The sequence below is a fragment of the Streptomyces djakartensis genome (genome assembly GCF_014651075.1).
Classification (GTDB): domain Bacteria; phylum Actinomycetota; class Actinomycetes; order Streptomycetales; family Streptomycetaceae; genus Streptomyces; species Streptomyces djakartensis.
On record NZ_BMWE01000009.1, the window covers coordinates 61,543 to 81,093 of the forward strand.

Here is a 19,551-nt window from a genome sequence, read left to right on the forward strand (position 1 = left end):
AGGAGGTGGTTCCCGGTGGTGGCCCATCCGCCCGTGCTGGCGTTGCGCGGCATCTCCAAGCGGTTCGGCGGCGTGCAGGCGCTGGTGGATGTCGACCTGCAGGTCCGGGCCGGTGAGGTCGTGGCCCTGGCGGGCGACAACGGCGCCGGCAAGTCGACACTCGTGAAGGCGATCTCGGGCGTCAGCCCGGCCGACCGGGGGATCATCGAGTGGGAGGGGCGGCTCGTGCAGATCAAGCGCCCCCACGACGCGCACGCCCTGGGCATCGCGACCGTCTACCAGGACCTCGCCATGTGCGACAACCTGGACGTCGTCGGCAACCTCTTCCTCGGCCGCGAGATCGACCGGGTGGGCGTCCTCGACGAGGTGGAGATGGAGCGCCGCGCCCGCGATCTGATGCGCGCGCTGTCGATCAGTATCCCCGACGTGCGCATACCGGTCGCGGCACTGTCCGCCGGGCAGCGGCAGGCCGTCGCGATCTCCCGCTCGCTCATGGGCGCTCCCAAGGTCCTGCTGCTGGACGAGCCGACCGCCGCCCTGGGGGTGGAGCAGACCAGCCATCTGCTCGACCTCATCGAGGAGGTGCGCGACCACGGTATGGCGATCATCCTCATCAGCCACAACATGGGCGACATCAAGGCCGTCGCCGACCGTGTCGCGGTGCTGCGGCTGGGACGCAACAACGGGTTGTTCGACGTGAGCACCGTGACGCAGGAGCAGATCATCTCCGCCGTCACGGGGGCGGCGGACAACGCCGTGGCGCATCGTGTGAAGGGCGACGAGGAGGCGTGGCCGTGAGCCGGGAGAGGCCGCACCGGGACGGCGGACCGGCCGGGGCGGATGGCGCCGGGCCGGTCACTGCGGACAGCCGGCCGCGCCCCCGCGGCTGGTCCGGCAACCTGCGCGACTACGCCCTGGAGGTCCGCGGCAGCGTCCGGGACGGCGAGCGGGGCCCGCTCCTGGTGATCGCGGGGCTGATCGTGATCTGGATCGTGTTCCAGGCACTGGACGACAAGTTCCTCTCGCCCCGCAACCTGTCCAACCTCAGTGTGGAGATCGTCGGCACCGGCCTGGTCGCCGTCGGCATCGTGTTCGTGCTGCTGATCCGCGAGATCGATCTGTCGGTCGGTTCCGTCAGCGGCCTGGCCGGGGCCGCGTTCGCCGTACTGAACGTGAACCAGGGGGTGCCGGAGTGGCTCGCGGTGATCGTGGCGGTGGCCGTCGGCATGGCCGTGGGCGCCTTCCACGGGTTCTTCTTCGCCTGGCTCGGCGTGCCCGCGTTCGTCGTGACACTGGCGGGGCTGCTGATCTGGAACGGCCTGACGCTCTACCTGCTGGGCGCGAGCGGCACGATCAACATCGACGAGGAAGGCCTGGTCGCCTCCCTCACCAGCCGGCACTTCGGCGACGACCTGGCGGCGTACGCGGTGGCGGCGCTGGGCACCGCCGGGTACTTCCTGGCCGCCCACCGCAAGCGCAGCCGCCACCGCGCCGCCGGGATGCCCTACCGGCAGACGCCCGAGATCTGGGTGCGCACCGGTGTCCTCGCGGCGGTCTCCTTCACCGCCGCCTACACCCTCAACCGGTTCCAGGGGCTGCCGTTCGCCCTGCTGATCTTCCTGACGGTCCTCGTCGTCTCGGACTACGTGCTGCGCCGCACCCGCTACGGGCGGCGTGTGTACGCGCTCGGCGGCGGGGTCGAGGCGGCGCGGCGCGCCGGTATCGGCGTGGAGCGGGTGCGGGTCGCGATGTTCATGGTGTCGGGGACGCTGGCCGCCTTCGGTGGGCTGTTCGTGGCCTCGGGTCTCACCTCGGCGAGCCCCACGACGGCCCGTGCCGCCGGCTCCGGGATGCTGCTGATCAACGCGATCGCGGCGGCCGTCATCGGCGGTACGAGCCTGTTCGGCGGACGCGGCTCGCCCTGGTCCGTGCTGCTCGGCGTGCTGGTGATCCAGTCGATCGCCTCGGGCATGGGGCTGCTCGGGGTGGAGGACGCCGTGCAGTTCATGATCACGGGAGGAGTACTGCTGGCCGCCGTCGCGGCCGACGCGCTCACCAGACGCACGGAGGCCCGGAGAGGCCGTCCGTAACACCCCTTACACCCGATAAACCTCTTTCCTTGTAAAATGTCTAGATGGGTGACGGGGGTGGGTAGGGGCCACGCGAGGGCCAAGGACCGACATCCTGTCCATCGGAGCGTCATGAAACGTAGCCGCCTCGCCCGGCTGGCCGTTGCTGCCGCGGCCGTCACCGGCCTGATCCTCTCGGGCTGCGCGGACGCGGACCCGCCGCCCGGCGGATCGAACGGCAGCATCAACGTACTCAGCGTCGGCAATCCACCGATGCAGAACCTGAAGAAGCTCACGAAGAAGTACTTCACCGCGGAGACCGGCATAGAGGTCAATTACACGCTGCTGCCGGAGAACGACGTCCGCAGGAGGATGGACCGCGAGTTCGCCCGCCAGGGCGGGCACTACGACGTGGCGAGCGTGAGCGCGTACGAGGTGCCGATCTACTCGGAGCGCGGTTGGCTCGCCCCGCTGGACTCCTACGTGAAGTCGGACGCGGACTTCGACCAGGGCGACATCTTCCCCAACCTCGTCGAATCCCTGACCGGGGCCGATGGCAGGATCTACGCCCAGCCGTTCTACGGGGAGGGCTCCTTCCTGGCGTACCGCAAGGACCTCTTCCGCAAGGAAGGGCTGTCCATGCCCGCGAACCCGACCTGGGAGCAGGTCGCCTCGCTCGCGAAGGAGATCGACGGCACCGACGGCTCAAGCGGCATCTGCTTGCGCGGTCTGCCCGGATGGGGGCAGAACCTGACCCCGATCAACACCGTCGTGAACACCTTCGGCGGCGCCTGGTACGACATGGAGTGGAACGCCCGGCTCACCTCACCGGAGTTCCGCAAGGCGGTGCGGTTCTACGTCGATCTGATCCGCGAGCACGGTCAGGCCGACGCTCACCGCATGGGCTTCCTGGAAGTCCTCGACGCCTTCGTGGCGGGCAGATGCGCCATGTGGTACGACGCCACCGTCCTGGCATCGTCGGTCGAGGCCGACGGCTCGGCGGTCAAGGGCAAGGTCGGCTACGTCCCGGCGCCGCATGACAGGACGGAGAAGGCCGGCTGGCTGTGGACCTGGGCCTGGGGCATCCAGGAGGCCAGCGAGAACAAGGACGCCGCCTGGAAGTTCATCTCCTGGGCCTCCTCGAAGGAGTACCAGGAGCAGGTCGCAGGGGAACTCGGCTGGACGTCGGCGCCCGCCGGGAACCGCAAGTCGCTGTACACCAACCCCGAGTACCAGCAGGCGGCCGAAGCCTGGTACCGGCAGGAGTACAAGGCGGCGACGGACTCCGCCGACCCGAGGAACCCGGGCGTCGGTCCCCGCCCCTACCCCGGCATCGGCTTCGTGGGCATCCCCGAGTTCGCCGTGCTCGGTACCGCGGTGTCCGAGCAGATCGCCGCGGCCATCGCGGGGCGGCAGTCGGTGGACGCGGCTCTGGAGAAGTCGCAGGACATCGCCCAGGCCGCGGTGGCGAAGTACCGCGGCGAGTGAGCCGGCGCCGGCCGGGCGGGCCGGCGCGGGCCCGGGAAACAGCGCGGCCCCGGGAAACGGCGCGGGCCGCGCCCCCGGTCACCCGGGAGCGCGGCCCTCGATCCGCCGTGAGGCGCCTCGCCGGTCCGCTTACTTGCGGATCAGGCTGCGCAGCACGTACTGCATGATGCCGCCGTTGCGGTAGTAGTCCGCCTCACCGGGGGTGTCGATGCGGACGACCGCGTCGAACTCGACGCCGGTGTCGGTGGTGACCTTCACCGTGCGCGGCGTGGTGCCGTCGTTCAGCTCGGTGACACCGGAGATGGAGAAGGTCTCCTCACCGGTGAGGCCGAGGGACTCGGCGGACTGGCCCTCCGGGAACTGCAGCGGCAGGACGCCCATGCCGATGAGGTTCGAGCGGTGGATGCGCTCGTAGGACTCGGCGATGACGGCCTTGACGCCGAGGAGCGCGGTGCCCTTGGCCGCCCAGTCGCGGGACGAGCCGGAGCCGTACTCCTTGCCGGCCAGGACGACCAGCGGAATGCCGGCGGCCTGGTAGTTCTGCGAGGCGTCGTAGATGAAGGAGACCGGGCCGCCGTCCTGCGTGAAGTCACGCGTGTAGCCGCCCTCGGTGCCCGGCGCGATCTGGTTGCGCAGGCGGATGTTGGCGAACGTACCGCGGATCATGACCTCGTGGTTGCCTCGGCGCGAGCCGTAGCTGTTGAAGTCGCGGCGCTCGACGCCGTGCTCCGTGAGGTACTTGCCGGCCGGGGTGTCGGCCTTGATGGCGCCGGCCGGGGAGATGTGGTCGGTGGTGACCGAGTCGCCGAGCTTGGCGAGCACGCGGGCACCGGCGATGTCCTCGACCGGGGCCGGGTCCATCTCCATGCCCTCGAAGTACGGGGGCTTGCGGACGTAGGTCGACTCGGCGTCCCACTCGAAGGTGTTGCCGGTCGGGATCGGCAGCGCCTGCCACTGGGCGTCACCGGCGAAGACGTCGCTGTAGGACTTGGAGAACATGTCCTCGCCGATGGCGCCCGCGACGACCTCGTTCACCTCGGCCTCGGAGGGCCAGATGTCCTTCAGGAAGACCGGGCTGCCGTCCTGGTCGGTGCCCAGGGCCTCCCGGGTGATGTCGACCTTCATGGAACCGGCGATCGCGTAGGCCACGACCAGCGGCGGGGACGCCAGGTAGTTCATCTTGACGTCGGGGTTGATACGGCCCTCGAAGTTCCGGTTGCCGGAGAGGACCGAGGTGACGGCGAGGTCGTGGTCGTTGACGGCCTTGGAGACCTCCTCCGGCAGCGGGCCGGAGTTGCCGATGCAGGTGGTGCAGCCGTAGCCGACGAGGTTGAAGCCGACCTTGTCGAGGTACGGGGTCAGGCCCGACTTCTCGAAGTAGTCGGTGACGACCTTGGAGCCCGGGGCGAGGGTGGTCTTGACCCACGGCTTGCGGGTCAGGCCCTTCTCCACCGCCTTCTTGGCCACCAGGGCGGCGGCGACCATGACGTACGGGTTGGAGGTGTTGGTGCAGGAGGTGATGGCCGCGACGGTCACGGCGCCGTGGTCGATCTCGTAGGTCGATCCGTCGGGGGCGGTCACGGTGACCGGGTTGGACGGGACGACGGCACCGGTGCCGCCGGCGTGCTGCGGCGCGCCGGCGCCGTTCTCCTGGCTGCCGTAGGCGGGGGCGTCGGAGGCCGGGAAGGACTCGGCGCTCGCCTCGTCGACCGGGGAGGCCGAGGCGGCGGCCTGCTGGGCGACGGGAGCGTCGACGTAGTTGAGGACGTCCTTGGCGAACTGCTGGGCGGCCTCGGCCAGGACGATGCGGTCCTGCGGGCGCTTCGGGCCGGCGATGGAGGGGACGACCGTGGAGAGGTCGAGCTCGAGCTTCTCGGAGAAGTCCGGCTCGGCCTTCGGGTCCAGCCAGAGGCCCTGCTGCTTGGCGTACGCCTCGACGAGTGCGACCTGCTGCTCGGAGCGGCCGGTCAGGCGCAGGTAGCTGAGGGTCTCGTCGTCGATCGGGAAGATCGCGGCGGTGGAGCCGAACTCCGGCGACATGTTGCCGATGGTGGCGCGGTTGGCCAGGGAGGTGGCCGCGACGCCCTCGCCGTAGAACTCGACGAACTTGCCGACCACACCGTGCTTGCGCAGCATCTCGGTGATCGTCAGCACCAGGTCGGTGGCGGTGGTGCCGGGCTGGAGCTCACCGGTGAGCTTGAAGCCGACGACGCGCGGGATGAGCATGGAGACCGGCTGGCCGAGCATGGCGGCCTCGGCCTCGATGCCGCCGACGCCCCAGCCGAGCACGCCGAGGCCGTTGACCATCGTGGTGTGCGAGTCGGTGCCGACGAGGGTGTCGGGGTACGCCTGGCCACCCCGGACCATGACCGTGCGCGCCAGGTGCTCGATGTTCACCTGGTGCACGATGCCGGTGCCGGGCGGGACGACCTTGAACTCGTCGAAGGCGGTCTGGCCCCAGCGCAGGAACTGGTAGCGCTCCTTGTTGCGGCCGTACTCCAGCTCGACGTTCTGCTTGAAGGCGTCGTTCGTGCCGAACTTGTCGGCGATGACGGAGTGGTCGATGACCAGCTCGGCCGGCGCCAGCGGGTTGATCTTGGCCGGGTCGCCGCCCAGCTCCTTGACGGCCTCACGCATGGTCGCGAGGTCCACGACACAGGGAACGCCGGTGAAGTCCTGCATGATCACGCGGGCCGGCGTGAACTGGATCTCCTGGGACGGCTGGGCCTGCGAGTCCCAGCCGCCGAGGGCGCGGATGTGGTCGGCGGTGATGTTCGCGCCGTCCTCGGTGCGGAGCAGGTTCTCCAGCAGGACCTTGAGGCTGTAGGGAAGGCGAGCCGAGCCCTCCACCTTGTCCAGCCGGAAGATCTCGTACGACTCGTCGCCCACCTGCAGCGTGCTGCGGGCGTCGAAGCTGTTCGCCGACACGACAGTCTCCTTCATTGATGTGCGCGTACCACCACGATCCTGCCGCCACGGCATCTCGGCCGATCCGCTAAGGTAAGACTAAGTTAGGTAACCCTTACCGGTGCGTGGCGGCTGCGGTGCTCTTCGGCAGATATCTCGATGTCGAGATAACTCTAGTACACCCGGGCCGGTTGGTCATGCCCCGGCGTCCGCTGTCCGCTGTCCGCTGTCATCCAAGGCGGAAGTCCGACGCACTCCTCACACCCTCAATCCAGGCGTCAGTCCTGCTCAGGGAAACGGCTCGCCAGGAACTGCTCGAACGTGACCTTGCCCACGGCCCGCTCCGGCGCCAGATGCCCGCCCGCGCGGAACCCGTGGTAGGTCTTGCCGGCCAGGGGCACGTTCAGCAGGGGACGGCGCCGTCCGCTCGCGCGCAGATAGGCCTGAGCCACCTCCGGAAACGTACGGACCTCGGGGCCGCCCATGTCCGGCACCCGGCCCCTGGGCTCCCCGGTGGCGATCTCGGCCAGCCGGGCAGCGACCTCCGCCACCTCGACCGGCTGGCCGGCGACTCCCGCCGGGAGCAGCATGACCGGCAGCTTCGCCGAGCCCCGCAGGAACCGCAGCATCAGGTCGTGGAACTGCGTCGTCCGCAGCACGCTCCAGCCGAGCCCCGACTCCTCGATGAGCCGTTCGACGGCGAGCTTGGTTCGGTAGTAGCCGAGCGGCACCCGGTCGACGCCGACGATCGAGATGTACACCAGATGCGGCACCCCGGCCCGGCGGGCCGCCTCGATCAGATTGAGGGCCGCCCGCTCGTCACCGCCACGCGGCGACGTCGCACAGTGCACGATCGTGTCCACGCCCGCGACAGCCGCGGCCAAGCCTGTGCCCTCACGAAGGTCCACGGCGTACGGCTGGGAGTGCCGGCTCAGCACTCGCACCTCGTGCCCGTCCGCGCGCAGCCGCTCGGTGAGGAGCCCGCCGAGCGTTCCGGTGCCGCCAGTCACCAGGATCGTGGTCATCGCAGTTGCCGTCCCTTCGGTGGGCGTGCGCTCCCCGGTGGAGCGCACGTCATCCGCTGGGAACCGACGACCGCCCGCAGATGTGACAGCTCCCCGGTGATCCCACTCCCCCGCGGGTCACGCCCCGGGAGACATCGCGGCGAACTGCCGGCCCGCGAACACGAGTTTGCCCGGGTTCACGACGACCTGCACCTGGACGATGCCGCTGTCGCGCAATTCGAAGGACGCGACGGCGACGAGCCGCCGCGCCGCGTGCGCCACCAACGCCGGCGCGCCGTTGACCTCGGCGACGGTGAGGTCCAGGCCGCTCGCGAACCGTTGCACGCCGCCCAGGAAGCGCATGACCTTTTCCCGGCCGACGATGGGACGCAGGGCCGCGCTGACCTTGCCGCCGCCGTCGCTCCACCAGATGGCGTCATCGGCGAGCAGTCGCTCCAGTCCGGCCAGGTCTCCCTCACGAGCCGCCGCCACGAAGGACTCGACGAGCGCGCGCTGCCGCCCGGGCGTGGGCTCGAAGCGGGTGCGCTCCGCCGCTACGTGCCGCACCGCCCTGCGGTACAGCTGGCGGCAGTTGGCCTCACCGAGATCGAGCACTTCGGCGATGTCCCGGTGGCTGTAGGCGAACGCCTCACGCAGGACGTAGACCGCGCGCTCGGTCGGCGTCAGCCGCTCCAGCAGCATGAGCAGGGCTGTCGACACGGCGTCGCGCTGCTCCGCGGACTCCATCGGACCGAGCGTCCCGTCCTCGGTGAACACCGGCTCCGGCAGCCACGACCCCACATACCGCTCGCGCTGCACACGGGCCGAGGTGAGTCGGTTGAGGCAGAGGTTGGTGACGACCTTGGCGAGCCAGGCCCCAGGGTGTCCGATCGCCGCACGGTCGGCGCCGCGCCAGCGCAGGTACGCCTCCTGGACGGTGTCCTCCGCGTCCTCGGCGGAACCAAGCAGTCGGTAGGCGAGGCCGAACACACGGGGGCGGTGCGAGGTGAACTCCTCGGCGGTGCCGGGCGCTTGCGTCATGCGCGCAGGATGTCAGAGACGCGGAACCGTGCGGCGCGGCCCCCTGGCCGGGACGCTGTCTGTCGATCGGGAGCGACAACGCCTCGTATCGGCGTCAGAAACAGCCTGGCCGGTGCTCGGCGGAGAGATCATCATGAGGGGATGCCTGAGAACCGATCCTCTGCGGCACCGGCTGTGCTGCGGCTTCCCCAGTACACGAAGGCGGACCAGGAAGAGATCCTTGGCAACGGTGATGACCCCTTCGGTGTCGCCTCGACCGGTCTGACCTGGCTGCCGAAAGAAGAACACTTCGGCATCCGTCACGAAGGCCGGCTCGTGGCACACACTGGCCTGCTGCGACTGCCTGTCTCCATCGGCGGCACCAAGACAGAGGTGGTGGGCGTCGGCGGAGTGGCCGTCGCCCCCGGCATGCAAGGTCAGGGGCTGGCACGGCTCGTCGTCACAGCCGCCCTGGAGCACGCCCGCACGATGGGTCCTCAGCACGCGCTCCTCTTCTGCCGACCTCCCCTCGTGCCGCTCTACCAGCGCCTCGGATGGCACCCGCTCGACAAGGACGTGATCGTCGAACAACCCGCAGGCCGCCTGGTGACCATGCCACTGCCGACCATGGTGACGCCCCTGCGCAACGGCGCCCGCTGGCCCTCAGGGCCAGTCCGACTGTTCTCGCTCCCCATGTGACGGACCCTCACTGAGGCCACAGTCCGCCATGCGGTCATGCACACCTCTCTCCGGGGTATCCGAACCAGGTATCCACCCGACGAACGGAGAGGAGACAGGCATGCCGCTCACGTTCCGCAAGAGTTTCCGGATCCTTCCCGGGGTGCGCCTGAACATCAACAAGCGCTCCTGGTCCATCACCACCGGCGGCGGAAAGAACGGCCCCCGGTACACCCGCAGCAGCACGGGACGTCGTACGACATCGATGGATTTGCCCGGACCTTTCGGATGGCGGCGTACACATACCGACAAGCGACACTGAGGCCACCGGGACGGATTGACCGCCCGTCACCCGAACGAACCTCCCATCGTGCGTCATCTCATATCTGAGATAACCTCAACCCCATGGGAGACGACTACCTCGTACGTATCGGCAGGCTCATCCGTGACGCCCGGCAGCACCGGGGCTGGACCCAGTCGCAGCTGGCCGAGGCGCTCGGCACCAGCCAGAGCGCCGTCAACCGGATCGAGCGCGGCAACCAGAACATCAGCCTTGAGATGATCGCGCGCATCGGTGAGGCCCTCGACAGCGAGATCGTGTCGCTCGGCTACGCCGGTCCGATGCATCTTCGGGTGGTCGGCGGGCGCCGGCTGTCCGGCGCCATCGACGTGAAGACGAGCAAGAACGCGTGCGTGGCGCTGCTGTGCGCCTCACTGCTGAACCGGGGGCGCACGGTGCTGCGCCGCGTCGCGCGCATCGAGGAGGTGTACCGCCTCCTGGAGGTGCTGGGCTCCATCGGCGTGCGCACCCGCTGGATCAACGACGGCGTCGACCTGGAGGTCGTGCCGTCCGCCGAACTCGACCTGGCGGCGATCGACGCGGACGCGGCACGCCGCACCCGCTCGATCATCATGTTCCTCGGTCCGCTGCTGCACCGCATGGACCGCTTCAAGCTGCCGTACGCCGGCGGCTGCGACCTCGGGACGCGCACGGTCGAGCCGCACATGATCGCGCTGCGCCGCTTCGGTCTCGACATCGCGGCGACCGAGGGCCAGTACCACGCCGTGGTGGACCGCTCGGTCCGCCCCGACCGTCCGATCGTGCTGACCGAGCGCGGCGACACGGTGACCGAGAACGCGCTGCTCGCCGCCGCCCGGCACGACGGCATCACGGTCATCCGCAATGCCTCCTCCAACTACATGGTCCAGGACCTGTGCTTCTTCCTGGAGGCCCTGGGCATCAAGGTCGACGGCATCGGCACCACCACGCTCACCGTGCACGGCGTGCCGGACATCGACGTCGACGTGGACTACTCCCCCTCCGAGGACCCGGTCGAGGCGATGAGCCTGGTGGCGGCCGCCGTCGTGACCGAGTCGGAACTGACGGTGCGCCGGGTCCCGATCGAGTTCCTGGAGATCGAGCTGGCCGTGCTGGAGGAGATGGGCCTCGACCACGACCGCACCCCCGAGTACTTCGCCGACAACGGCCGCACCCGGCTGGTGGACCTCACCGTCCGGCCCTCCAAGCTGCAGGCGCCGATCGACAAGATCCACCCCATGCCGTTCCCCGGCCTGAACATCGACAACGTCCCGTTCTTCGCGGCCATCGCGGCGGAGGCCCAGGGCAAGACCCTCATCCACGACTGGGTCTACGACAACCGCGCCATCTACCTGACCGACCTGAACCGCCTCGGCGGCCGGCTCCAGTTGCTGGACCCCCACCGCGTCCTGGTCGAGGGCCCGACCCGCTGGCGCGCCGCGGAGATGATGTGCCCGCCCGCCCTGCGCCCCGCGGTGGTCGTCCTGCTGGCGATGATGGCGGCGGAGGGCACGTCGGTGCTGCGCAACGTGTATGTCATCAACCGGGGTTACGAGGACCTGGCGGAGCGGCTGAACTCGGTGGGAGCGCAGATCGAGACGTTCCGGGACATCTAGCGACATGACGAAACCCCGCCAGGGACGACCTGGCGGGGTTTCGACTTCATCGATCTGCCGAGTTCACTACTCCTTACTCCTCCAAGGCCGCTCGCAGGTAAGCGATCAGATCGCCGGCCGACACCTCGGCCCAGGAGGCCCCGGGCACCCCAGGGCGAATGACCTCGTAGCGCTCCTCGTCCGGCTCATGCACGAGGACCTGACGGCTCGTCCCGTCGAACAGATCCACGCGCAGCCGGACGGCACCGTGCGAGATCGTCGGGAACATGTTCCGCAGCACCTCATCCGCATGAAGGCGACGGAGAAGGTTCCGTTGCCTCCGATGGAAGTCGGACGACAGAAGGTCGGCCCACTGCGACGAAGTGGGCTCTCCCCTCTCGATCGCCCTGGTGAATTCGTCGAGCTCCAGGAACGTGTATCTCGCCGCCATCTCGTCGAACGGCACACCTTCCCGCCATGCGGCGACCACCTCGACGAGCGATCCGAGATCGTCCGTCGAGCCGACCTCCCAGGTGAACCCGGGAACGTCCCAGGTGAACCCCGGAACATGGACACGCACCCGGAACAGACGCCTCTCGGCTGCGGGAACGACCGACACGAGACCCCTCGCCGTCTCGACGATGATGCCGTCGGTGGTCGAGGGTGCCGGCCAGATTTCGCCTTCGCCCGGTTTGACGGCCTCCTTCATCGCCGCCATGAGGCCGCCCGCAGCGGTCACGTCGGGGTACAGATCATTCCGATGGGTGCTCAATTTCGATTCCTCAGCAGTGGCAGTAACCGATGACCGAACCCTTCACCGGGGGAAGTTCTCCCAGCACCGACAGGTCCGGCATGCCGGTCGGGGAATCCAGGCGCATGGCCCCGTCTGGCCCTGACGGGGAGTAGAACTTTATGGAATCCCACGAGCGCTGACCATTGGCGAGGGCCCTCGCGATCATGGACATCTCGTAGTCGGTGGCATGTCCGGCCTCGCCGGCCCTCAGGCCGCGCCGGGCGGCCGCCATGAAGCCTCCGAGTTCGTTCAGTCCCGTCATGTTCACGTGGAGCGTCACGTTCGGGTCGGCGATCGCCATTTCCGCGATGCGCGCGAAGTCCCTCGGGGACGCGTTGGAGAAGGTGGTGAGCTTGTTCTCCCCGGCCCACTTGTCGAGCTTGCCGTTGTTCTGCCACCCCAAAGCGACTTTGCAGTTGTGAACGAGTATCGGAGTGACGCCCGCCAGCACGAAGAACGTATGCAAGTCGTCGACCGTGAGGTCGTAGACCGTGCGCGGGGCCAAGCCCGAGCGGTCGTGGAGGCCGGTCACCGCACGGACAGACCCGTCCGGAGTGCGCAGGCGGTCGCCGGCACGCAGGTCGGACACCAGCGTCCACCCATGATCCACCACGTAGAACTTGTGGCCGGCGGTGCTCTTCAGCCTCCCCCCACCGGCAACGGTGATGTCCACCAGCCGCTGGGTGTCGTGCTTGAAGGTGTCGGTGACCTTCCGGGCCCGCAACTGGCCGGTAGCCGGATCCGTGGCCTTGACGTGGTCCCCGACGCGCACCTGGCTGATGGGCCGGCGAGAGCCGTCCGCCATCAGCACCTCGGTAGTGCCAGGGAAGCTGTTCACCTTGCAGGCGGTGTACAGGTCCTCGTGGGCGTTGACGATGGCGTTGAGCTTGGCGAGGGTCCCTGGGTCCAGGTCGAGAGCCTTGAGGGCGTGGAACGCGTCACGTACCCCGGTGCCGGTCTTCATGGCGGCGTCCAGAGCCCGGATTCCTTCGAAGACCTTGCCGAAAGCCTTGCCGGGGACGAAGTTGCTCAGCGCCCAGGCGCAGCCGCTGGCGCTGCCGTGCCAGCAGTCGACGAAGTCCTGGACCAGGACCGCCTTGATGAGCTTGTAGGTGAGGGTCTGCTGGATGAGTTCCAGCTTGGAGAAGTACCGGGTGACGTCCTTCTTGAGGCCCGGGATGCGCTTGCTTTCGACGAGCAGCGTGTCCGCCCGCGGACAGCCGTCGGCGCTGGCCGTCGCGTCGGGGTTGGTGCAGAGGAAGAAGTCGACCACGGCGCTGAAGGTGACCGTGAACGTGGTGGTGCAGCCTTCGAAGCCGATGTCGATGACGCAGGGGTCGTGCTGTTTGGCGTCGGTGATCTCGATGCTGTCCTCGTCGACGACGTACCACGTACCGCCGACTCCGGTGCCCGCACCCGTCGAGACCTGCTTGTTCGAGGCCTTGCGTGCCGCTTCCTCGGCTGCCTTCTGTGCCTCCTTGGCATACTTCAGGGCGTCCTTGGCCGCTTGTTCGGCTTCGGTGGCGGCGGCATCGGCACGGCTGGCGGCGGCGCGGGCGTCCTTGGCGGCCTGTTCGGCCTGTGCGGCTGCGTCGCGTGCGGCCTGGGCGTCGAGGGCCGCCTGGTCGGCGGAGGCGCGGGCGTCCTTGGCGTGGGCTTCGGCGCGGCCGGCTGCCTTGTCGGCTGCGGCGGCGTCGGCGGTGGCCTGCCGGTTGTAGTCGATGGTGCGGGCCAGGGATGCCGATGCCTGTGAGGCGGCCTTGGCTGCCTCGGCGGCGTAGCCGAGTGCCTCCTTGGAGTAGGTGCGGGCGGTGGCCGCGTGGGCGGCGGCGTTGGCGGCGTGCTGGTAGGCGGCCTTGGCGTCGCCGGTCGCCTGTTCGGCGAGGTTCTTGGCCGCGGCCGCTTCGGCCTGCGCGTTCTTGGCGTGGGCGTCGGCGACGGCTTGCTGCTGTTCGGCGATCGATTTCGACGCCTGCCCGGTCAGTACGACCAGGCCGGCGGCCGAGTCGGTGGTCACGTAGGGAGAGCCGAGCTCGATCGCGTCGTTGGCCGGCTTGGCGACCTGGACGGCGGCGTTGCCCGCGTCGGTGGCGGCCCGCGCGGTGACGTGGGCGAAGCCTGCGGCCTTCGCGGCGGCGGCCAGAGCCTTGGCGGCTTCCTTGTTCGCCTCGTCCGCCTGGGTCTTGGCGGTCTTGGCCTGCTTCTCCGCCTCGTTCGCCAGCTCGACGGCTGTCTTGGCTTCGGCGGAGGCGTGCTCGGAGGCCTCGATGGCGTCGGCCGCCGCGCTCGTCGCGGTCTTCATCGCGGCGTCGGCCTTCAGTTTGGCGGCGTGGGCGGCGTCCGCGTGGGAGCGGGCCCGCTTTGCTGCGGCTTCGGCGCGGGTGGCCGCGGCGTCGGCCTCGGCCGCCGCCTCGGTGGCCGCGTTCGCGGAGGCCCGGGCCCGGCCGGCGGCTGCCTCGGCGTCGTCCGCGTGCGCGGAAGCCGCGTTCGCCGCCGCTCGGGACTCCTGGGCGTTGCTGTCGGACTCGTGGGCCTGGGCGAACGCCTCCTTCGCGTCCGCCTTCGCACGGGCGGCGTCCGCCTTCTGCTCCGCGTCCCAGGCGTCGTCGCGCAGCTCGCGTGCCTTGTCGCGGGCCTTGACCGCGTCGTTCTTGCGCGCGACCGCGGTCGCCTCGGAGGCTTCGGCCTTGTCCCTGGCTTCCTTGGCGTTCTCCGCCTCGGCCTGGGCGTTCTGCTTGTGCCGAGCCGCTTCGGCCTGCTTGGCCTCGGCGGTTTCCTTCTCCGCCTTGGCCGTCTTCTCCTCGGCCTCGGCCGCGAGCCGCTTGGCGTGCGCGTCGGCGGCGGCCGCCTTGGCGGCACCTTCGGCCTTCAGTGCCTCGGCCAGCTTGGCCTGCGCGGTCTCCGCGTCCTTCTTGGCGTTGTCGCGGTGCACCTTCGCCGCGTCAGCCGCGGCCTTGGCCTGGGCCTCGGCCATCGCTGCGGCGGCCTTGCGGAACTCCGCCTTCGACTGCGCGGCCTGGGCCAGTGCGCGCTGGGCGATGGTCTGGCTGTCGCCCGCGGAAGCCCTGGTCGCGGCCTCGGCGGTCTCAGCGGCCTTCACCATCGCCGTCAGCGCCGCCACCGACCCGTTGGTGACCTGCGCTTTCTGCTGGCCGACCAGGAGCCCGCGGCCCCGTGGCGCACCAGCGGCGTCCGCGATGTCGTACGCCGCCTGCTCCGCCTTGTCGGAGGCGGTGGCCGCCTTCTTGGCGTTCTCCAGGTGGGTCTTGAGCGCGGCCAGGTGCTTCTTCGCCGCTGCCTGGGCGTCGGTGACGAGCTTCTTCGCCTTGGCGAACTCCGCCTTCTCCGGGTACAGCGGGCTGTCCGTGCCCTTGCGGCCGGACGGCTTGATCAGGAACTTCTGCGAGGCGGCGTTCTTGCAGTCCCACAGCCGCGCGTCCGTGCTCTTGGTGAACGCGCTCAGGTCCAGGCACTTGCCCGTGCTGACGCTCTTCAGGGGCCCGGCGGCACGGACGTCGCCCTGCCACGACTGGCCCTTGGACTTGTAGCAGTCGTAGATCTGGATCTTCGTGCCGTTCGCCGAGTTGTTCCCGGCCACATCCAGACACTTGAAGGAGTTGACGTTGCGGAGGTGCAGGTCGTCCTCGTTACCCTCCAGAGTCCACTGCTGGGCCGCGCCGCCATTGCAGGTGTAGATCTGCACGGGCGTGCCGTTGGCTTCCTTGCCGCCCGCGACGTCCAGGCAGTTGCCCTTCGCGCCCGGCACCTCGATCGTGACGGGACTGTCGCCGATCCAGCCCAGTCCGCCGGCGGAGTAGTAGTCCTGCCAGCGCGCGGAATAGTCCGCGATCCACGACTGGCCGAGGATCTGCCCCAGGGTGAACGTGCCGTCCTGCAACGCCTTGGTGGCGGTGACGTTGGCGGCGAGAATCTGCTGGCGCTGCGTGGCCTGCGAGGCGATCTCCTGCTGCCACTCGGCGGACGCCTGCGCCACCTCCTTGCCCAGCACCCGGTTCGGGTCGATCGGGGCGTGCCAGGCACACGAGGCGAAGCGGGCCTTCAGATCCTCGACCGCGATGCGGTACTCCGGAGTGTCCGGGACCGGGGCCGTGCGGGGGAAGCCGCCGGAGGCCAGGAAGATACGGGCGTCATCGGCGAACACCCTCGGCACGAACAGCTCGTTGGGCTCGATCTTCCCCGAGTTCTTCTTCCACAGCTTCCACGCCTGCTGCTCCTGCGGCGTCCCCCCGGAGGTGTACAGCGGGTCACCGATCGCGAGGGCGGCGGCCTTCGTCTTGTCATCAGCGGTGGGCGACGGATCGTAGAACGGGGAGAACAGGTCGACCGACTTGAAGTACGACTGGTACAGCCACGGAACCAGGCCGGTCTGGTCGTAGATCTTGTCCTCTCCCTGCGGCTCGCCGGGGTAGGACGTCAAACCGCTGACCGAATCGGACCAGGCCCGCTCCTGGTCATTCGCCTTCTTGAGCCACTGATCGCTGCTGGCGCTGTCCGCGTAGGCGGCCTGATGCAGAGGGGAGTTGTTGTCGGAGAGGTCCCGCTTGAGCTTCTGGTGGAGCTGATCGGGCGATAGCCCGATGGCGCCCTGCGCCAGAGCGAACAAGCTGGGCCCGCCCTTGCGCAGGGCGTCGACGGCCACGCACTGGTCCTCGCGCAGCTGCTCAGCCGCCTTGGTGTCGAAGCCGTCGTACGAGTCGCCCGCCGCGGCGACAGGGACGGTGCGCTGTTCGGCGCCCCGGCCGAGCTGGCCAGGCTGGACGACCAGGCCACCGAGCACGGCCAGTGCGGCCACCGACGTGACAGCCGAAGTGACCATCGCGGACATGGGTGATCTGGGGTTCAACGACCCCGGTCTGAATCGCAAAGGGGGGCATCCTTCGTAGCGAGCGAACGAGAGCAGGCGGGGGCGACCGCCCGAACAGGCGGTGGCGAAACGCGCGGGTCGGTCAGCCCAGGGAGCAGGGGCAGCAGGCAGCAGCGGCCAGGCGGGCGTTCACGACGAGCCGGTATCGCGGCATGACGAAGCATTCCTCCCCGTAGCGGCACAGTCCCCGCCGCCGAATGACGAGCACACGTCACGACAGGGGATGGTCAAGGCCCCTGACGCGTTGCGCGGCGATCAACTAAGCCACAGGCCAACCAGGCAGGGCAAGCACTTCTCCAGGCGCCCGGACCACTCCACGGAAGCAGTGGGGCGCGGCCCCTCACGGCGCGGCATCTGCAAATGCCGAGCTCACAGCAGGAGTCACATGTGTGAAAGATGTAAGGAAGTAGGGCGCATGTCGAAGATTCCCCGCCAAAGGTTGACCGAAAGTCACCTACTCGCGGGTAATCCGTTGGTGCCGCACGCTGCGCGCAACCCATCGGCCGCGATACGGGGCAAGAAGCCGAAACCCACACCAGCCGCCCAGTCAGGCGGTAAGAATTCTGTCGCGAAGAAGTCGACGGCGAGCGCCACGGCGCGGAAGCCGAAGCTCACGCCTGCTCGCGACCTCGGCGACCGCTTCATCAACCGTGCGGCCCTCGGCCACGAGACGACCGACAAGGTCTGGGGCAGCGGCAAGGCCGACTGTCCCGAACCGAGAACAGCCCCGCACCACTCCGCAGCGAGGAGCGCCCATGGAACCACGCGGCTACCGCATGGTGGTTTCGACCGAACTCAACTACGTCAAGGCCTGCGGCATCGCGGAGCGGCAGCTGATCGAATGGATACGCGGCAAGGGGTACGACCCGTCAGGGCTCGACGAGGGGCGGACCGAGATCGCCCCGCACGCCACCCTCGACCGCGACTCGGAAGGCGGCCGCAAGGGCGCGTACAGCCGGTGGCGCATGCGGGAGACGCCCTCCTCGACCTCCGGCACCTGGCAGTCCACGCTCGTCGTGCGCTCCGGCCTGGAGGAGGACGGAGGCCGTACGTGGGTGCAGATCGACATCGAGCACCAGCCGGCCCGCGAAGGCGACGTGCCCAAACGCGCCAAGACGCCGAACATCGTCCGTTCCGTCCTGGACGCACTGGAGGCACGTGACGCTCTCGCCGATGTCGCCTCCGCGCCCGTCTTCATCGAGGCCGAGGACGTCGACGACGCCATCGAGGAACTCTGCGACACCAACCGCCGCCTGCCCGTCGTCATCGCCACGGTGCCGTACGGCAAGGATCCCGACGGCTGGTCCCGGTCGGTCGTCGAACCACTCTTCCACTGTCTGCACGGGCTGGCCGTGCTCTACGTCCTCACGCCGGAAGCGCAGGCCAAGTTCAACGCCGCACTGGAGTACCACCCCGTGTTCGGAGGTGGCGTCCGCACCTACCTGCCGGGGCTGGACCCGGCGTGGAAACCCGACGCGCAACGTCACCCCGTGATGTCGCGCCGCACCATCGAGGCCGATCCCCGCCGCGCCGCCTCCACCCTCGCGGCCCTCCCCCAGCGACTGTCCTCCCGGCAGCCGCTGCCCGCCGCTCTGCTCGGCATTCCGCGCCAGCGCACTCGTCCCCGCTCCGCCCCGGACGGCACGGACGTCGCCAGGCTCCGCTCCGACAGGGCCGCCCTGACCGCTCTGTTGGACGAGGCGGAGCGCGCCGAGCTCAGCCGGGTCAACGAGATCAACGACCTGTACGCGGAGCTCGCGAAGGCCGAACAAGCCAGCAACGAGCTGCGAGGCGAGAACGAGGAACTGTACGACAAGGCCCAGGAGTCCAAGCGGGTCATTCGGTTCCTGCGTGAACAACTGCAGGAAGCAGGGAAGTTCGCCGTCGCGCACATGGCAGCCGTCGCTGCCGACATCACCTACCCGACGACCTTCTCCGAACTGCTGGACCGCCTGGACGAGCTGCCCGGCGTCTCGTTCACGGGGAACCCCAAGACCACCCGGTCCCTCGACAGTCAGTCGGTGGACAACTGGCTGTACGTCGCCTGGGACGGTCTACTGGCCTTGGACCACTTCGCCCGGTCATCCGCCGACGGCGCGACCTCCGGCGATTTCCTCAGCTGGTGCAAGTCCGACGCCTCCAGCGCCTTTCCCTTCCCGGCGGCCAAGGTGGCCATGCGCGAGTCGGACACCGTCGCCCGCAGACCGAAACTACGCGTCGAGCGCATGCTCCCGGTTCCGAAGGCGGTGGACCCCGACGGCCGGGTCTTCATGCAGGCACATCTGAAGATCGGCGGGGGCAACACCATCGCCCCACGCCTGCACTTCTACGACGACTGTCCCCGCTCGGGGAAGGTGTACGTCGGTCACCTGGGCCCGCACCTGCGCAACACCCTCACCTGACGCCTCCCGCACACGAAGATGTGCTGTCCGCCGCCCCATCCTCAGACGCGGCGGCCAGCACACCTCAGGCTCAGCACTCCGACGCGAACCGCACGAACCGCCCCCAGCCGTCACGGCTCACCGCGAAGTCCGGCCGGCTCACGTCCTTGGAGTCCCTTACGCGGACGGTCTGTTCGGCGACCGCTACCTCCACGCAGTCGTCGCCCTGGCTACCGCTGTAGCTCGACTTGAACCAGGCGAGATACGACGGGGACTTCGACATGATCGCCTCCTTCACCGGCCAACCCACCGAATGGGTCGTCCCACCCGGCAGCGCCGACCGGTGAGCGCGTGGTTCAGGTCGCCCTGGGCCACGCGCTCTTCTCGTGGTCATCCCCGCCACCCCTCCTGA

Annotated in this window: 13 protein-coding genes and 1 pseudogene; 8 read left to right on the top strand and 6 right to left on the bottom strand. The window is 69.1% G+C overall.

Going from position 1 to position 19,551, the window contains the following annotated elements:
* Positions 1–18: 18 nt before the first annotated feature.
* From IE212_RS17025 to IE212_RS17035, 3 genes are all read left to right on the top strand, one after another.
* On the top strand, positions 19–798 hold the full coding sequence (locus IE212_RS17025; RefSeq protein WP_190198912.1) for an ATP-binding cassette domain-containing protein: 780 nt from the start codon (positions 19–21) through the stop codon (positions 796–798).
* A complete protein-coding gene (locus IE212_RS17030) occupies positions 795–2,090 on the top strand; it encodes a sugar ABC transporter permease (RefSeq protein ID WP_373301399.1) in 1,296 nt (431 codons plus the stop codon). The genes IE212_RS17025 and IE212_RS17030 overlap by 4 nt, the downstream gene beginning before the upstream one ends.
* Positions 2,091–2,201: 111 nt before the next feature.
* Positions 2,202–3,557 (top strand): ABC transporter substrate-binding protein, encoded by a 1,356-nt coding sequence (locus IE212_RS17035; protein WP_190198709.1) that lies wholly within the window; start codon positions 2,202–2,204, stop codon positions 3,555–3,557.
* A gap of 129 nt (positions 3,558–3,686) precedes the next feature.
* Here IE212_RS17035 and IE212_RS17040 read toward each other — a convergent pair whose 3' ends face one another.
* From IE212_RS17040 to IE212_RS17050, 3 genes are all read right to left on the bottom strand, one after another.
* Positions 3,687–6,485: an aconitate hydratase gene (locus tag IE212_RS17040; protein ID WP_308430220.1), complete on the bottom strand. Its 2,799-nt coding sequence runs from the start codon at positions 6,483–6,485 to the stop codon at positions 3,687–3,689.
* Positions 6,486–6,742: 257 nt separating this feature from the next.
* Entirely contained in the window at positions 6,743–7,489 is a 747-nt protein-coding gene (locus IE212_RS17045) for an SDR family oxidoreductase (protein ID WP_190198711.1), read from the bottom strand.
* Between the two features lie 117 nt (positions 7,490–7,606).
* A complete protein-coding gene (locus IE212_RS17050) occupies positions 7,607–8,509 on the bottom strand; it encodes an RNA polymerase sigma-70 factor (RefSeq protein WP_190198712.1) in 903 nt (300 codons plus the stop codon).
* A 141-nt stretch (positions 8,510–8,650) separates the two neighbouring features.
* Here IE212_RS17050 and IE212_RS17055 point away from each other — a divergent pair, with 141 nt between their 5' ends.
* The 3 genes from IE212_RS17055 (at position 8,651) to IE212_RS17065 (ending at position 11,101) form a co-directional block, all read left to right on the top strand.
* Positions 8,651–9,187: a GNAT family N-acetyltransferase gene (locus tag IE212_RS17055; RefSeq protein ID WP_190198713.1), complete on the top strand. Its 537-nt coding sequence runs from the start codon at positions 8,651–8,653 to the stop codon at positions 9,185–9,187.
* 100 nt (positions 9,188–9,287) lie between these two features.
* Positions 9,288–9,488, top strand: coding sequence for a DUF4236 domain-containing protein (locus tag IE212_RS17060; protein ID WP_190198714.1), 201 nt, complete (start codon positions 9,288–9,290; stop codon positions 9,486–9,488).
* An 83-nt stretch (positions 9,489–9,571) separates the two neighbouring features.
* A complete protein-coding gene (locus IE212_RS17065; RefSeq protein WP_190198715.1) occupies positions 9,572–11,101 on the top strand; it encodes a helix-turn-helix domain-containing protein in 1,530 nt (509 codons plus the stop codon).
* 73 nt (positions 11,102–11,174) lie between these two features.
* Here IE212_RS17065 and IE212_RS17070 read toward each other — a convergent pair whose 3' ends face one another.
* A complete protein-coding gene (locus IE212_RS17070; RefSeq protein WP_190198716.1) occupies positions 11,175–11,852 on the bottom strand; it encodes a hypothetical protein in 678 nt (225 codons plus the stop codon).
* A gap of 10 nt (positions 11,853–11,862) precedes the next feature.
* The gene (locus IE212_RS17075; RefSeq protein ID WP_229864388.1) at positions 11,863–16,710 is read right to left on the bottom strand and encodes a ricin-type beta-trefoil lectin domain protein; all 4,848 of its coding nucleotides are present in this window, start codon (positions 16,708–16,710) and stop codon (positions 11,863–11,865) included.
* Positions 16,711–17,513: 803 nt separating this feature from the next.
* On the opposite strand from IE212_RS17075, the gene IE212_RS17080 reads away from it, so the two are divergent.
* Positions 17,514–19,160 carry a hypothetical protein gene (locus tag IE212_RS17080; protein WP_190198718.1) on the top strand — a complete coding sequence of 549 codons (1,647 nt, stop codon included), beginning with the start codon at positions 17,514–17,516 and terminating at the stop codon, positions 19,158–19,160.
* A 70-nt stretch (positions 19,161–19,230) separates the two neighbouring features.
* Here the strand turns inward: IE212_RS17080 and IE212_RS17085 are convergent, their stop codons facing one another.
* Positions 19,231–19,422 carry a DUF397 domain-containing protein gene (locus tag IE212_RS17085; protein ID WP_190198719.1) on the bottom strand — a complete coding sequence of 64 codons (192 nt, stop codon included), beginning with the start codon at positions 19,420–19,422 and terminating at the stop codon, positions 19,231–19,233.
* On the opposite strand from IE212_RS17085, the pseudogene IE212_RS35630 reads away from it, so the two are divergent.
* Positions 19,403–19,486, top strand: a pseudogene (locus IE212_RS35630) (VapC toxin family PIN domain ribonuclease); the annotation flags it as partial. The gene IE212_RS17085 and the pseudogene IE212_RS35630 sit on opposite strands and share 20 nt — an antisense overlap.
* Between the last annotated feature and the right edge of the window lie 65 nt (positions 19,487–19,551).